Source organism: Streptomyces sp. NPDC022552, from assembly GCF_055561875.1.
This window is the reverse complement of sequence record NZ_JBVHGJ010000021.1, coordinates 57049-71289: the sequence shown is the minus strand read 5'-3', so window position 1 is coordinate 71289 and position 14241 is coordinate 57049. Positions and strand designations below refer to the sequence as shown.

The window sequence follows — 14241 nt, the reverse complement described above, 5'->3', positions numbered from 1 at the left end:
CCTCGCATCATCCAGGCACCAACTGCCGGTGAATTCACGCACCAAGGGAACGCAACTCCCCCCTCACCCGTCCCCTGTGGGGGAAAGTGACCCGACAGGGCCCGGTATCCCCTGTTGCTTTCACGTTTCGCGTGGCACTATCGCCAAGGTCACCACTAAGTTACTGACGGTAAATCAGATACCGGTGCGGGCCGTACGAGGGGGAGCTTGTGAACCGACGCCGCTGTGTCAACGCCGCGATCACCGTGGTCTGCGCCCTGACGGTGCTGGCCTCACCCGCGCTGACGCTCCAGGCCTCGGCGGCCCCGGCCGCACCGAAGGCGGCCCCCGCGGCCCCGCTGCCGCCCACCGCTCCGAAGAAGACCCTCGAAGAGGTACGCAAGGAGATCGACGGCCTGTACCGGAAGGCGGCCGCCGCCACCGACGCGTACAACCTCGCCGAGGAGCAGACCAAGGAACAGTCCGCCGAGATCGTGCGGCTCGCCAAGATGGTCGTGGCCGGGCGCGAGAAGATCGACGCGCTCAAGGCCCAGGCGGGCGCGGCGGCCCGAGCCCAGTACCGCAACGGCGGGCTTCCGGACGGCGCCCAGTTCGTCCTCACCGACGACCCGCAGCTCTTCCTGGACAACGCCGGCCGGCTCAAGGAGGGCCACAAGGCCACCAAGGACCTGCTGGCCGAAATGACCGAGACGCAGGCCCAGTTGACCGTCTACGCCAAGGACGCGGGCACCAACTGGACCAAGCTGGAGGCCAACCGCGTCAAGCAGGCCGCGGCCAAGAAGGACATCGAGGAGAAGATAGCCGCGGCCAAGAAGCTCGAGTCCGAGCTGGCGGCCGAGGAGCGGGAGCGGCTGCGGCGCCTGGAGGAGCAGGAGCAGTACCGGGCGCAGACCGCCTGGCTGGACACCGGTGTCCTGGAGGGCCTGAACGCCACGGCGACGCCTCGGGGCAAGCGGGCGGTGGAGTTCGCGACGGCGCAGATCGGCAAGCCGTACGTCTGGGGCGCCGAGGGCCCGGACTCGTACGACTGCTCCGGGCTGACCCAGCGCGCCTGGAGCAAGGCGGGCCGGAACATTCCGCGCACCTCGCAGGAGCAGTGGCGACTGCTGCCCAGGGTGGACATCAAGGACATGCGGCCGGGCGACCTGATCGTCTACTACCAGGACGCCAGCCATATCGGGATGTACGTCGGAAACGGGGCGATGGTCCACGCGCCGCGGCCGGGACGGGACGTGACCCTCGCGGGCGCGGGCTCGATGGAGATCCTGGGAGTCGTCCGCCCGGAGTGACCTGCACCACCGAAGGGGCGCCTTCCGCACGCCGTCCGGCGTGATGTTCGTCATGGCCTCACGGGCAACAACCTCCCCATGCGCGGCATATGCCAAGGGGCCATCGGTGCTCGTACCGTGATCGCCATTCCGCTGCCCGGTGCCGTACCGCTATGGTCCCCGTCTGGCGGGACGTCGTTCGTCGCCCCGCCGCGCCCTCGGGGGGAGGGAAGGAAACCACGACCGATGCCCGTACCCGTACCGCGCCAGAGAATCGTCTCTGCTGAGGCGCCCGGCGCTGTGCCCGCTGCGACAGGCACCGATCTGACCCTGCTGGTCGTCGAGGACGACCCGGCGGGTGCCCTCGCCGTACCCGAGATGCTCGACGACGTCGACGGGACCCGCGTCCGTATCCGTACCGCCCGGAACCTCACCGAGGCCGAGCGGCTGCTCACCGACGACGTGCACTGTGTCCTGGTCGACCTGGCCCTGCCCGGGCCCCGCGCGGCCGGCGACGACACGCTCGCGCCCCTGCGCCACATCCTGCGGCTCGCGCCGCGCCACGCCGTCCTGGCGCTCGCGGCCTCGGCCGACGCGGAGCTGGCGGCGGAGGCGGTACGGGTCGGCGCGCAGGACCACCTCTTCCGCGAGGAGCTCGACGGCCGGCTGCTGAGCCGGGCCATCCGGTACGCGGTCGAGCGCAAGCGGGCCGACGCGGTGCAGGTGAAGCTCACCGAGTCGCGGCTACGGGCCCAGGAGAACGCCCGGCTGGAGCGCGGACTGCTCCCCACCCCTCTCCTGGAGGGCTCCGACCTGCGGTTCGCCGCCCGCTACCGGCCCGGCCGCTCCCGCGCGCTGCTCGGCGGGGACTTCTACGACACCGTCCGCACCCCCGACGGCACGGTCCACGCGATGATCGGCGACGTCTGCGGGCACGGCCCCGACGAGGCGGCGCTGGGTGTGGAGCTGCGCATCGCGTGGCGGGCGCTCACCTTCGCCGGCCTGTGCGGGGACGAGCTGCTCTCCACGCTCCAGCGCGTCCTGGAGCACGAGCGGGAGAGCGAGGAGATCTTCGCGACGCTCTGCACGGTCGACATCGCGCCTGACGGGCGCCGGGCGGGCCTCTGCCTCGCCGGACACCCCGCCCCGCTGATCGCCCGCAAGGACCGGCCCGCGCGGCTGCTCCCGTACGAGGACGGCGGCCCGGCCCTCGGCCTGCTGCCGCGTGCCCGCTGGCCGCGGCGCCAGGTGGAGCTCGGCGGGGCGTGGAGCCTGCTGATGTACACGGACGGCCTGATCGAGGGCCGCTCGGCGGGCCCCGGCTCGCCGCGGCTCGGCCAGGACGGGATGGTCGAGATGATCAACCGGCAGCTGGCGGAGGGCCTGCGGGGCGAGGAGCTCCTGGAGGCGGCGGTGGCGGAGGTGCGCTCGCTGAACGGCGGGGAGCTGACGGACGACGTGGCGGTCCTGGCACTGGAAAGGGCCCGGGGATAGCCCCGGGCCCCTTGGGTCCGCCTGATTCCGCTCGGGTCCGCTCGGCCCGTGAGGACGAACGCCCTACGGCTCTACCGACCGCCGTTGTAGGGACCGTACGGACCGTCGCTGCTCGATCCGCCGCGCCGGCCGCCACCCCCGCCGGAGACCTGCTTGAGGGCGGGCCGCACGTCGACCATGAAGACGATGGCGGCGATGACGCCGGCGATCTGCAGGAAGAACATGTCCAGAACCAGGTTCAGGACGAGGTTGATACCGAGGATGATCAGCCAGAACTTCTTGGTCTGCTTCTCGGCCGCGCGATACGCGTCCTCGCGTGCCATGGCGGCGAAGACGAACGAGACGACGGCGAAGCCGAGGAAGACCAGGTCCGTCACCAAGGAGAGACCGAGGTCGAATCCGTCGCGCAACATGTCTGAACCGCCTAGGTAGTGATGTGGGCCCTCGCGGCCAAGGTACCCGGTACGACGCACCGGACACCCTGATCGGCGCCCCGGGGGTTACTTCTCGGTGGCGGAGACCGGCTTCTTGGCGGGCGCCTTGCGGGCGGTGGTCTTACGGGTGGGCTTGGACGCCTCGGCGGTCTCGGCCGTCTTGGCGGCGGGCACCTGGACCTTGGTCTCGTCCTTCTTCGCCCCCGGCACGGTGGCCGGCTCCGGCTCCACGACCACCGCGATCTCGGTGATCTCGTCGGCCACCTCACCGCGCCACGCCCTGACGGCCTCCTCGCCGTGGGCGGCGACCTCCTCGTACTTCTCGCGCGCCTTGACCGCGTACTCGGCGGCCACGCCGACGCTCCGCAGGGCCAGGTCCTGGGCGGTCTCGCCGAACTTCTTCAGGTCGGTGTCGATGCTGCCGACGACCTCGGCGAGCTTCGACTGCACGGTGGCCTGGGCCTCCTTGGCCCGGCCCGTGACCTTCTCCTGGACGGCCTTGGGGTCGGTGTTGCGCACGGCGTCGATCCGCGCGGGCGCCTCGGCGGCGATCTGCTCGATCAGACCGGGGACCTTCTTGGCCTGCTGGACGGCGAGGTCGGCGGTACCGGCGGCGAAGTAGAGGGGGGTACGCAGTTCTTCGATGATGGCCATGGTGGTGGTCCTCCCGGATGTGTACGTACTAGCTCGGGGTGGGTCCGGCTGTGGCGCCGGTGGCATCTGCGGTGCCGGCGGTGTCGGCCGCCTCGGCGGCGTTCTCCTTGCGGAAGGAGTCGTAGATCTGGAGCAGCACCTGCTTCTGCCGCTCGTTTATCGAGGGATCGGCCAGGATGACGGCGCGCGTCTCCAGCTCGTCCCGCTCCTTCTCGTCGAGGATTCCGGCCCGCACGTACAGCGTCTCGGCGGAGATCCGCAGGGCCTTGGCGACCTGCTGCAGCACCTCGGCGCTGGGCTTGCGCAGACCGCGCTCGATCTGGCTCAGATACGGATTGGACACCCCCGCGGCCTCCGCGAGCTGCCGCAACGACAGCTGCGCGGTGCGCCGCTGCTCACGGAGGTACTCGCCAAGATTGCCGACGTTGAGTGATGCCATGACGGTGACGATGCCATCCGACGCTAACTATTGCAAGCAGGCGCTTGCAATAGTGTCGCGCCTCACCGCACGGCCGCATGGGGTCACCTGCTGGCCGTACACCCACTTTTTTGTGGGTACTTGGCGGCGCGCGGCGGCCCGGAGAACCTTGGGGAGGGCGGCCGCGGGGCCGCCGGACCACGGGACGGGACGGGGGTGGACAGCGCGATGGGTCAGGAGACCGAGCGGGCCTCGGTGAGTCTCTCCAGGCGGCGGTGCCCCCAGTCGGAGAGGGGCCCGAGCACCTCCGAGAGCTCCTTGCCGAACTCCGTCAGGGAGTACTCGGTCTTCAGCGGAAGCGTGTCGTACACCTCCCGGTGCACCAGGCCGTCGGTCTCCATCTCGCGGAGCGCCTGAGTCAGCACCTTCTCGCTGAGGCCGGGCAGGACGCGGCGCAGCTCGCCCGGGCGGCGCGGGCCGGACTCCAACTGCCAGAGCAGGGCCGTCTTCCACTTTCCGTCGATCACGGCGATCGCGGCGGTCACTCCGCAGACGTCCGTGTCCTGGGCACGACTGCGCGTCATTCTCGCCCCATTTCTCATGGATTCGCACTACTCACACAGGAGTTGGACCATGTCATCGGAGACCGATCAGTCCTCCGTCACGGTACTCGGCCTCGGGCCGATGGGCCGGGCCCTCGCGGGCGCGTTCCTGGACGCCGGGCTGCGCACCACCGTCTGGAACCGGACACCGGGGCGGGACCGCGAGCTGGCCGCGCGGGGCGCGGTCGGCGCCGGTTCGGCCGAGGAGGCGGTCGCGGCGAGCGGGCTGACCGTGGTCTGCGTCGTGAACTACGACGCGGCGGACGCCGTCCTGCGGCGCGAGGCGGTCACCGGCGCGCTCGAGGGCCGTACGGTCGTCAATCTGACCGCCGACACGCCGGCCCGGGCGCGGTCCACGGCGGCCTGGGCGGCGGAGCACGGCATCCGCTACCTGGACGGCGCGATCATGACGCCGACGACCACCATCGGCACCCCCGGCGCGGTGTTCCTCCACAGCGGACCGGAGGACCTCTACCGAGCGCACCGGCCCGTCCTGGACGCCCTCGGCGGCACGCACACCCACCTCGGCGAGGAGATCGGCCGGGCGGCGGCGTACGACATCGCGCTGCTCGACATCTTCTGGACGGCGATGGCGGGCTACGCCCACGCCCTGGCGGTCGCGCGGGCGGAAGGCATCACCGCGCGGGAGCTGGCGCCGTTCGCCCAGGGCATCGGCGCCATCCTCCCGCCGGTCTTCGAAGAGGCGGCGGCGGAGGTGGACGACGGCACGTTCTCCGGCGAGGGCAATCCGATCACCTCGGCGGCCTCGTCCATGGCCCACATCGTCGAGGCGTCCGAGGCGCACGGCATCGACGCCGGCGTGATGCGCGCGGCCGAAGGCCTCGCCCGCCGCACCATCGGCCTGGGCCACGGCACCGACGGCTTCCTCCGGATCGCGGAGCTGCTGGGCCGCGACCGGAAGGAGGGATGAGGCTGCCGGAAACGGGCGGGAGAGACCGGCGGGCGGGTGAGGCCGGCGGGCGAGTGAGCCCCCCGGCAACGGGCGGGTGAGCCCGGCGGCAAGAGGCGAGTGAGCCTGTCGTCCGCTTCCTGATAATCCGCTACAGATCGAGCGGGCTTACCCTGGCTGACATGACAGCCATGGCACCCACGCGCACCGAACCGGACCTCTCCTTCCTCCTGGACCACACCAGCCACGTCCTGCGGACGCAGATGACCGCGGAGCTGGGGGAGATCGGGCTCACCCCCCGTATGCACTGCGTCCTCGTGCACGCCCTCGAGGAGGAGCGCACCCAGGCGCAGCTCGCCGAGATCGGGGACATGGACAAGACCACGATGGTGGTCACCGTCGACGCACTGGAGAAGGCCGGGCTCGCAGAGCGCCGGCCCTCCAGCACCGACCGGCGGGCGCGGATCATCGCGGTGACCGAGGAGGGCGCCAAGGTCGCGGCGGAGAGCCAGAAGATCGTCGACCGGGTGCACGAGAGCGCCCTGGCCTCGCTTCCCGACAAGGAGCGCGAAGTGCTGCTGCGCGCCCTGAACCGCCTGGTCACCGGCCATCTGGAGACACCGGTCGAGGGTGCGCGGCCGGCCCGCCGGGCGCGCCAGAAGGGCTGACGGACCGGGCCGCCGAGCCGCACCGACCCTGTCGATCCGTAAAAGATAGTCTGCAACGGGACTATCTGCTACGGTCTTTTCTGTTGCCTCCGTCGAACAGGAGAGACCCCATGCCCGCCACGCCCACCCCCTCCCGCCTCCGCTCGCTCGCCCTCGGTGTCCTGGCCACCGGAATGCTGATGACGATCCTGGACGGCAGCATCGTCACCGTCGCCATGCCGGCCATCCAGGGCGACCTCGGCTTCACCCCGGCCGGACTCAGCTGGATCGTCAACGCGTATCTGATCGCCTTCGGATCGCTGCTCCTCCTGGCCGGCCGCCTCGGCGATCTGATCGGCCGCAGACGGATGTTCCTCGCGGGTACGGGAGTGTTCACCGCCGCCTCGCTGCTCGCCGGCGTCGCCGCCTCCCCCGGCGTCCTGATCGCGGCGCGCTTCCTCCAGGGCGTCGGCAGCGCGATGGCCTCGGCCGTCAGCCTCGGCATCCTCGTCACGCTCTTCACCGAGTCCCGCGAACGCACCAGGGCCATCGCCGTGTTCAGCTTCACCGGCGCGGCCGGCGCCTCCATCGGGCAGGTTCTCGGCGGAATCCTGACCGACGCGCTCACCTGGAACTGGATCTTCTTCATCAACCTCCCCATCGGCGTCGCGACCCTCCTCATCGCCGGCCGCGCCCTGCCCGCCGACCGCGGTCCGGGCCTCAAGGCCGGCGGCGGCGCGGACGTCCACGGCGCGCTGCTCGTCACCGCCGGCCTGATGGCCGGCATCTACGCGGTCGTCAAGATCGAGGAGTACGGCGCGGCCTCGGCCCACACCCTCGGCCTCGGCGCGCTCTCGCTCGTCCTCCTCGCCGGCTTCGTCGTCCGCCAGGCCAGGACCGCCAACCCGCTGATGCCGCTGCGGATCCTCCGCTCGCGCAGCGTCTCGGGCGCCAACCTGGTCCAGATGCTGATGGTCGCCGCCCTCTTCTCCTTCCAGGTCCTCGTCGCGCTCCACCTGCAGAAGGTCCTCGCGTACGGCGCCGCCGAGACCGGTCTCGCGATGCTGCCGGCCGCCGCGGTCATCGGCGCGGTGTCCCTGGGCGTCTCGGCCCGCCTCAACGCCCGCTTCGGCGAGCGCGCCGTCCTGCTCACCGGGCTCGCGCTGCTCGTGGTGATGCTCGGCCTGCTCACCCGGATCCCCGTGCACGCCTCGTACGTCACCGATCTGCTGCCCGTGATGCTGCTGGCGGCCGGTTTCGGCCTGGCGCTGCCCGCACTGACCTCGCTGGGCATGTCCGGCGCGAAGGAGGAGGACGCGGGGCTGGCCTCGGGCCTGTTCAACACCACCCAGCAGATCGGCATGGCCCTCGGGATCGCGGTCCTCTCCACCCTGGCCGCCGCCCGCACCGAGTCGCTGACCGAGGCGGGCCGCCCCGTCGCCGAAGCCCTGACCGCCGGCCACCACCTGGCGTTCGCCGTCGGCACCGGGCTCCTGGCCGCCGCCTTCGTGGTCGCCCTCACGGTCCTGCGGCAGCCGAAGCGGGGCCGCAGGGCGACCGAGGACCGGGTCGCGATGCCCGTCGCGTAACGGGGTGCGACCCCTCAGCGCCGGACATACCGGTCGATCAGGGGATCTTTCGCCACGCGAGGGATACAGTCGGCTGATGGCGGGAGCGAAGGAGCACTCCGAAGGAGCGGGACCGTTCACGACCCGGGTCACCTGGCGACCCGAGGCCGGGGGCACCGCGGTCTGGGAGTCGCGCGTGGCGCGCAAGCGCGCCCTGCTGACCGTCCATGCCGCGGGCGAGCCGCGGCCCCGCGCGCGAACGGCGGACAGCGTCTCGGTCGGCCGGATGCGCCGGCTGAACGCCGTCGCCGCGGGCGCGTTCACCGTCGGTGGCGCGCTCTTCGCCCTCGGCGCCGGGCTGGCCCAGTTCGGACCGGGCGACATCACGAGCGCCTGGATCTACTTCACCGGCGGCCTGTTCTTCAACACCGGCGGCTACGCCTCGCTGCTCCAGGCGATCAACGCGCCGGACCGGGACCACCAGGCGGGGCGGCTGGCCGCACGGCACTGGCGGTGGTGGAGCTACGAACCGGACCGGATCGACTGGCTCAGCACCTTCGTGCTGTTCACCGGCACGCTCGTGTTCGGCATCAACCTGGTGGGCTCCCTGCTCCACGGGCTCTCCGTGCAGCAGGCCAACCGGCTCATCTGGGCCCCCGACATGGTCGGGTGCATCCTGTTCCTGATCTCGGGGCACCTCGCGATGGTCGAGGTCTGCCACGGCCGGCCACGGCTCCGCACGCACGACCTCGCCTGGTGGATCGTCTCGGTCAACCAGCTCGGGTCGTTCCTCTTCATGGCCTCGGCGGTCACCGCCTTCACGCGGCCCTCGACCGGGGACCTGGTGAGCGTCGCCGTCGCGAACTGGGGCACGCTCACGGGCGCGGCGTGCTTCAGCGTCGGCGGAGTGCTCCAGTTCTACGAGCGCCCGTCCCCGTCCACCAGCAGCGCGACCCCGTCGAGGATCCGCCCGAGGCCGAAGCGGAACTCGTAGTCCGGCTCGTCCGCCTCGTCCATCACGCCCGAGTCCAGCATCCGCGCCACCGCCGGGAAGCGGTCCGGGTCGGCGAGCCGCCGCAGGGTGTGGCCGTAACGGGAGAGGACCACCTCCGGGCTCTGCCCGCTCGCGCTGATGACGGCGCCGAGGTCGGCCATCATCAGCGCCTCGTTGCGGACGAAGCCGCCGACCAGCATGACCACCGAGACCTTGGTCCCCTCGTCGAGACCGGTGCTCTCCAGGGCGACCATGGCCTGTTCCCACCAGGCGACGGTGTTCGGCGTCGCGGGCGGGCCGGAGAGCGGGATGCGGAGCATCCAGAGATTGCGGTGGTAGACCTCGCGGATCGTCCAGGCCCAGTGCTCGATGCCCTCGCGCCAGCCGGTGCCGGGCGGGAGCGGGGCGGGCGGGGCGCCCGTGGCGACGTCCTGCATCAGGACGTACAGCTCGCTCTTCGCGCCGACGTAGCGGTAGAGGGACATGGTCGAGACGCCGAGCTCCTTGGCGATCCGCCCCATGGAGACCGCGTCGAGCCCCTCCGCCGAGGCGACGGCGACGGCCGTCGTCACGATCCGGTCGAGGGTGAGCCCGGGCTTGGGGCCCTTGGAGGGGCGTTCGCGCAGCCCCCAGGCGGCCTCGATGCTCGCGGGCAGGAAGGTTCCGCCGCCCTCGCCCTTGTCGTCCGCCACCGCATCCGCCCTTCTTCGCTTGACGGCCATCCTAGTAATGCGTAACCCTTACACAGTAACGCGTAAGGCATACGCAGTACTGATCCCAGGGGGACCCATGCCCACCGCCGTACCGCCCGCCGTCCCACCCGCCGTCCCACCCGCGCCCGCCGCACCGCCCGTACCGTCCGCCCTCGCACCGGCCGCCATCGAAGCCACCGGCCTGCGCAAGGCCTACGGGACCGTTCCCGTCCTCGACTCCCTCGACCTCCGCGTCGACGAAGGCACCGTCTTCGCCCTGCTCGGCCCCAACGGCGCGGGAAAGACCACCACGGTCCGCATCCTCGCGACCCTCACCGCCCCGGACTCCGGCCACGCGCGCGTGGCCGGGTACGACATCGCCACCGAGCGGTCCCGGGTGCGCCGCGCCATCTCCCTCACCGGCCAGTTCGCCGCCGTCGACGAGATGCAGACCGGTGCCGAGAACCTGCGCATGATGGCCCGGCTCTCCGGCCTCTCCCGCCCCGCCGCCGCCCGCCGCGCGGCCGAACTCCTGGAGCGCTTCGGCCTCTCCGACGCCGGCGGACGCCTCGCCAGGACGTACTCGGGCGGCATGCGCCGCCGCCTCGACCTCGCCGCCGGCCTGGTCCGCGACCCCGGCGAGACCTCGGTGATCTTCCTCGACGAGCCGACCACCGGACTCGACCCGCGCAGCCGCAAGGAGCTGTGGGACGTGGTCCGCGCCCTCTCCGACGGCGGTACGACGGTCTTCCTCACCACCCAGTACCTGGAGGAGGCCGACCGGCTCGCCGACCGCATCGCCGTCATGGACGCCGGCCGCATCGTCGCCGACGGCACCGCGCAGCAGCTCAAAGCCCGGTTCGCCGACCACCGCCTCGACCTCGTCCTGCGCGACCGGGAGAGCTACCTCCGGCTCGCGGACCGGGCCGTCCACCACGACGTCGAGGCCCTCACCCTCGGCGTCCCCACCGACGGCAGCGCCGCCCAGGTCCGGGCGCTCCTCGACGAACTCGACCCCGGCCGCACCGACATCGTCCGGTTCGCCCTGCGCACCGCGACGCTCGACGACGTCTTCCTGGCGCTCACGGAGAAGGAGCCCCTCCATGTCTGACGCCCTCACGATGACCGGCCGCGGGCTCCGCCTCGGCCGCCGCAACATCGACGCCGTCATCACCTCGATGCTGCTGCCGATCATGCTGATGCTGGTCTTCGTCTACTTCTTCGGCGGAGCCATCGACACCGGCACGCGGTACGTCACCTACGTCGTCCCCGGCGTCCTCATCCTCTGCTCCGGCTTCGGCTCCGCAGGGACCGCCGTCGGTGTCAGCGAGGACATGAAGGGCGGGATCATCGACCGGTTCCGCTCGCTCGACATCGGCGGTACGCCGATCCTCGCGGGCCATGTCGGCGCCAGCGTCGCCCGCAACCTCGTCGCCACCGCGCTCGTCCTCGGCGTGGCCTTCGCCATCGGCTTCCGGCCCGCCGCGACCCCGCTCGGCTGGCTCGCCGCGCTCGGCCTGCTCATCGCCTTCATCACCGCGATCTCCTGGCTCTCCGCGGCGCTCGGGCTGCTCACCCGCACCCCCGAAGCGGCGGGCGGGATCACGTTCTTCATGATGTTCCTGCCCTACCCCAGCAGCGCGTTCGTCCCGATCGAGACCATGCCGAGCTGGCTGCACGGCTTCGCCGAGCACCAGCCCGTCACCCCTCTCATCGAGTCGATGCGCGGACTGCTGCTCGACCAGCCGGTGGGCAACACGCCCTGGATCGCGCTGGCCTGGTGCGCCGGGATCATGGCGACGGGCATCGCCGCGTCCGGGGGCCTGTTCCGCCTCCGGACGAAGTGACCGTACGGAGGCGGCGCGGGCGGTCAGAAGATGTCGGGGCACCACGGCCGGCGCGCGGCCCGCAGCAGTACGTCCGCGCGGGCGGCCGCGCCCGCCGTCAGCTCCTCCACCCGGTCGAGGGCCGCCAGCCGTACCACCGACTCGTCACCGAGCGAGAGCCTGCCCAACTCGGCGATGTCGAGCGCGAGATCGGCGGACTCGGCCGTACGGGAACACTCCGCGCCCTCCGGGGAGGCGTCGAGCCGGTAGCGCCCGCCGGCCAGGCCGCCCGCGTCGCGCAGCTCCAGGACGAGGGAGCCGGAAGCCGCGTACGTACGCCCCTCCAGCACCTTGGCCACGTCCAGGACCCTGACCCAGAGCATGTCGGCGTGGCTGACGACCCTGGCCGCGCGCGGGTCCGGCAGGAGCAGCGGCAGGAGGTCGTCGGGGCCGCGGTAGCCGGACCGGACCGAGGTCACCCAGTCGATCGAGCAGAGGTACCGCCACAACGCCCGCTCGGCGGCCGGGGTGCAGGCGATCAGGTCCCGGACGGAGGCCGTGTTGACCGGCTGCTTGCCGTCGTCCCACTTGTCGTCCGAGCGGTAGGCGGCATAGCCCTCGACCTCGCCGGACTCGGAGCGGTAGACCGCGTAGAAGGGCTCGGTCCAGGGGTCGGACTGGAAGCCGAGACCCGTGCCGCGCTCCCAGTCGCGCGCTTCCCGGTTCGGGACGCCGGCCCGGACGCGGGCCAGCCTGCGGTGCACCTCGGGGCCGAGCTTGCGGATCTCGGCGCCGTCGGAGAGCTCGACCGAGCCGCCGCACTCGGGCCGGCCCGTACGGCGCGGGTCGAGCCCGGCGCGCGTCACGTCGACGGCCCACTCGGTGGTCCAGGTGGCGGGACCGAAGCCGTACCGGCCGTAGATCGGGTACTCGGCGGCGATGAGGGTGGCCACGGCGTCGCCCCGCTCCTTCGCGGTGGCGAGGTCCGCCGTCATCGCGCCGCTCAGCACGCCGCGGCGGCGGTGCGTCGGCGAGACGGTCACCTGGCTGATGGCGTCGGCGACGAGCGAGCCTCCACCGATGGTGGACAGCTCCTGCGTGAACGTACGGAACGTGCCGACGATCCGGCCCCGGTCGAAGACGCCGAGCGTGCGGGAGAGGTCGAAGTGCGGCAGCCGCGCCTCGGCCTCGTCGTCCGCGAGGACCGGTGGCCGCAGAAACCCGGTCTTCAGGGCACGCAGCCACTCGCCGAACTCGGACTCGCCCACGGGGCGTACCTCAAGGCTCATGTCGGCGAGGCTATGCGCGCACCAGGACCTCTCGCACGCGAGTTTTCCCGAAAGGACCCGCGAGCCTCGACCGCCGGGGCATCAGCCGCCCGCGACACACGCCCCACGGGGTCGCGGGGTCGCGGGGCGGCGGGGCCCAGAGCCTCAGGGGTGCGGGGCTGCGGGGCTGCGGGGCCGCACGGCAACAGAGCCGCACGGCATCAGAGCCGCGGGCCGCAGGCCTCGGGGCCGCCCGAAGGGCGCAACCCGGCGGGCGGCCTCCCCCCCGCCGCCGTACCGCGCCGCCGGTCGGCCTGCGCTCAGGCCAGGAGGTCGTCCACCTGGGCCTCGCCCTCGCGGTAGCGGCGGGTGATCTCGGCGCTGCAGTCGTCGGCCGTCCGCTGGAGCTCCTGGCGCCGCCGCGAGATCTGCTGTTCGTACCCCGCGAGCCGCCCCATCGCCGCGTGCAGCTCGTCGTCCGTCCGCGCCCCGAGGTCGGACAGCTCGACCTCCGAGAGCATCTCCGCCGCGAGCCGCCGGTACTCCTCGCTCCGCGGCGTCGACAGCGTCACATGCCGCGCCGACGAACCCCGCCGCGACGGCACGTCCGCGAGGATCTCCGACAGCCGGTCCAGGACCGGCGACTCCGGATCCGTACGCCGCGCCAGCTCGGCCCGCAGGATGTCGATACGGCCCTGCAGCATCCGCCGTACATAGCTGAGGTCCGCCTCGTCGCCCTGCGCGTCACGGCGCAGCGCGCGCAGCTCCGGCAGCCTCAGGGCGGCGATGTCCGGCTGCGGTCGCTCCGGCAGCGCCGGCTCGGCCGTCCGCTGCACGGGCGGACGTACGCCTACTCCGAAACGGGCCGGCGTCTGCCCGGCGCCAGGTGCACTCATGTGAATCGTCCCCTCGACCGGTGCGGAACCGCACCGCCTGACAGGCATGGTGCCACTCCCGCCCGTGCATGTGCAGGCGCTCTGCACCCGTTCGGCCCCTTTGCGCAGGTCTGTAGGTTGGACTGTATGCGTGCAGTGGTGCAGAGGGTGGACGGCGCGAGCGTCGTCGTGGCAGGAGAGACCGTCGGCGAGATCGTCGGCGAAGGGCTGTGTGTGCTGGTGGGAGTCACCCACGAGGACACCCCGGAAAAGGCGGCACAGTTGGCCAGAAAGCTCTGGTCCGTCCGGATTCTGGAGGGAGAGAAATCCTGTTCGGACGTCAATGCGCCCTTGTTGGTGATTTCCCAGTTCACCCTCTACGGGGACGCCCGCAAGGGCCGCCGGCCGACCTGGAACGCCGCCGCGCCCGGCCCGGTCGCCGAGCCGCTCGTCGACGAGGTCGTGGCCCGGCTGCGCGAGCTCGGCGCGCACGTGGAGACGGGCCGGTTCGGAGCGGACATGCGCGTCTCGCTCACGAATCACGGCCCGTTCACGGTCATCGTGGAGGTCTGAGGGGCTACGGCGACGTCC

Annotated in this window: 16 protein-coding genes; 9 read left to right on the top strand and 7 right to left on the bottom strand. The window is 72.0% G+C overall.

Annotation, left to right across the window (positions count from 1 at the left end):
• The first annotated feature begins 209 nt into the window (after nt 1-209).
• Complete coding sequence (locus ACZ3OF_RS34455; protein ID WP_361676472.1) at nt 210-1289, top strand: C40 family peptidase; 1080 nt, start codon at nt 210-212, stop codon at nt 1287-1289.
• A gap of 225 nt (nt 1290-1514) precedes the next feature.
• Nucleotides 1515-2762, top strand: a complete 1248-nt coding sequence (locus tag ACZ3OF_RS34450; protein ID WP_361676469.1) for a PP2C family protein-serine/threonine phosphatase — start codon at nt 1515-1517, stop codon at nt 2760-2762.
• A gap of 71 nt (nt 2763-2833) precedes the next feature.
• Here ACZ3OF_RS34450 and ACZ3OF_RS34445 read toward each other — a convergent pair whose 3' ends face one another.
• From ACZ3OF_RS34445 to ACZ3OF_RS34430, 4 genes are all read right to left on the bottom strand, one after another.
• Nucleotides 2834-3175: a DUF2516 family protein gene (locus ACZ3OF_RS34445; RefSeq protein WP_361676466.1), complete on the bottom strand. Its 342-nt coding sequence runs from the start codon at nt 3173-3175 to the stop codon at nt 2834-2836.
• A gap of 87 nt (nt 3176-3262) precedes the next feature.
• On the bottom strand, nt 3263-3850 hold the full coding sequence (locus ACZ3OF_RS34440) for a hypothetical protein (protein WP_361676463.1): 588 nt from the start codon (nt 3848-3850) through the stop codon (nt 3263-3265).
• Between the two features lie 28 nt (nt 3851-3878).
• Complete coding sequence (locus ACZ3OF_RS34435) at nt 3879-4289, bottom strand: helix-turn-helix domain-containing protein (RefSeq protein ID WP_361676459.1); 411 nt, start codon at nt 4287-4289, stop codon at nt 3879-3881.
• A gap of 212 nt (nt 4290-4501) precedes the next feature.
• Complete coding sequence (locus ACZ3OF_RS34430) at nt 4502-4852, bottom strand: winged helix-turn-helix transcriptional regulator (RefSeq protein ID WP_361676456.1); 351 nt, start codon at nt 4850-4852, stop codon at nt 4502-4504.
• A 49-nt stretch (nt 4853-4901) separates the two neighbouring features.
• On the opposite strand from ACZ3OF_RS34430, the gene ACZ3OF_RS34425 reads away from it, so the two are divergent.
• The 4 genes from ACZ3OF_RS34425 to ACZ3OF_RS34410 all read left to right on the top strand — a co-directional run bounded on the left by ACZ3OF_RS34425 (nt 4902) and on the right by ACZ3OF_RS34410 (nt 8989).
• Entirely contained in the window at nt 4902-5801 is a 900-nt protein-coding gene (locus tag ACZ3OF_RS34425) for an NAD(P)-dependent oxidoreductase (protein ID WP_467308765.1), read from the top strand.
• Nucleotides 5802-5962: 161 nt separating this feature from the next.
• Nucleotides 5963-6448, top strand: coding sequence for a MarR family winged helix-turn-helix transcriptional regulator (locus ACZ3OF_RS34420; RefSeq protein WP_361676450.1), 486 nt, complete (start codon nt 5963-5965; stop codon nt 6446-6448).
• A gap of 110 nt (nt 6449-6558) precedes the next feature.
• Entirely contained in the window at nt 6559-8016 is a 1458-nt protein-coding gene (locus tag ACZ3OF_RS34415) for an MFS transporter (RefSeq protein WP_467308763.1), read from the top strand.
• A 76-nt stretch (nt 8017-8092) separates the two neighbouring features.
• Nucleotides 8093-8989 carry a hypothetical protein gene (locus tag ACZ3OF_RS34410; RefSeq protein ID WP_361676444.1) on the top strand — a complete coding sequence of 299 codons (897 nt, stop codon included), beginning with the start codon at nt 8093-8095 and terminating at the stop codon, nt 8987-8989.
• Here ACZ3OF_RS34410 and ACZ3OF_RS34405 read toward each other — a convergent pair.
• Nucleotides 8914-9681: a TetR/AcrR family transcriptional regulator gene (locus ACZ3OF_RS34405; RefSeq protein WP_467308760.1), complete on the bottom strand. Its 768-nt coding sequence runs from the start codon at nt 9679-9681 to the stop codon at nt 8914-8916. The two genes, ACZ3OF_RS34410 and ACZ3OF_RS34405, sit on opposite strands and share 76 nt — an antisense overlap.
• Nucleotides 9682-9778: 97 nt before the next feature.
• On the opposite strand from ACZ3OF_RS34405, the gene ACZ3OF_RS34400 reads away from it, so the two are divergent.
• Both ACZ3OF_RS34400 and ACZ3OF_RS34395 read left to right on the top strand, forming a co-directional pair.
• The gene (locus tag ACZ3OF_RS34400) at nt 9779-10792 is read left to right on the top strand and encodes an ATP-binding cassette domain-containing protein (RefSeq protein ID WP_467308758.1); all 1014 of its coding nucleotides are present in this window, start codon (nt 9779-9781) and stop codon (nt 10790-10792) included.
• The gene (locus ACZ3OF_RS34395) at nt 10785-11528 is read left to right on the top strand and encodes an ABC transporter permease (RefSeq protein ID WP_361676435.1); all 744 of its coding nucleotides are present in this window, start codon (nt 10785-10787) and stop codon (nt 11526-11528) included. Before ACZ3OF_RS34400 ends, ACZ3OF_RS34395 begins: the two co-directional genes overlap by 8 nt.
• 23 nt (nt 11529-11551) lie before the next feature.
• Here the strand turns inward: ACZ3OF_RS34395 and ACZ3OF_RS34390 are convergent, their stop codons facing one another.
• A complete protein-coding gene (locus ACZ3OF_RS34390) occupies nt 11552-12796 on the bottom strand; it encodes a GNAT family N-acetyltransferase (protein ID WP_467308755.1) in 1245 nt (414 codons plus the stop codon).
• A 299-nt stretch (nt 12797-13095) separates the two neighbouring features.
• Nucleotides 13096-13671: an RsiG family protein gene (locus tag ACZ3OF_RS34385; RefSeq protein ID WP_361676429.1), complete on the bottom strand. Its 576-nt coding sequence runs from the start codon at nt 13669-13671 to the stop codon at nt 13096-13098.
• 126 nt (nt 13672-13797) lie between these two features.
• Between ACZ3OF_RS34385 and dtd the strand changes: the two genes are divergently transcribed.
• Nucleotides 13798-14223, top strand: coding sequence for a D-aminoacyl-tRNA deacylase (dtd, locus tag ACZ3OF_RS34380; RefSeq protein ID WP_361676426.1), 426 nt, complete (start codon nt 13798-13800; stop codon nt 14221-14223).
• Nucleotides 14224-14241 lie beyond the last annotated feature (18 nt).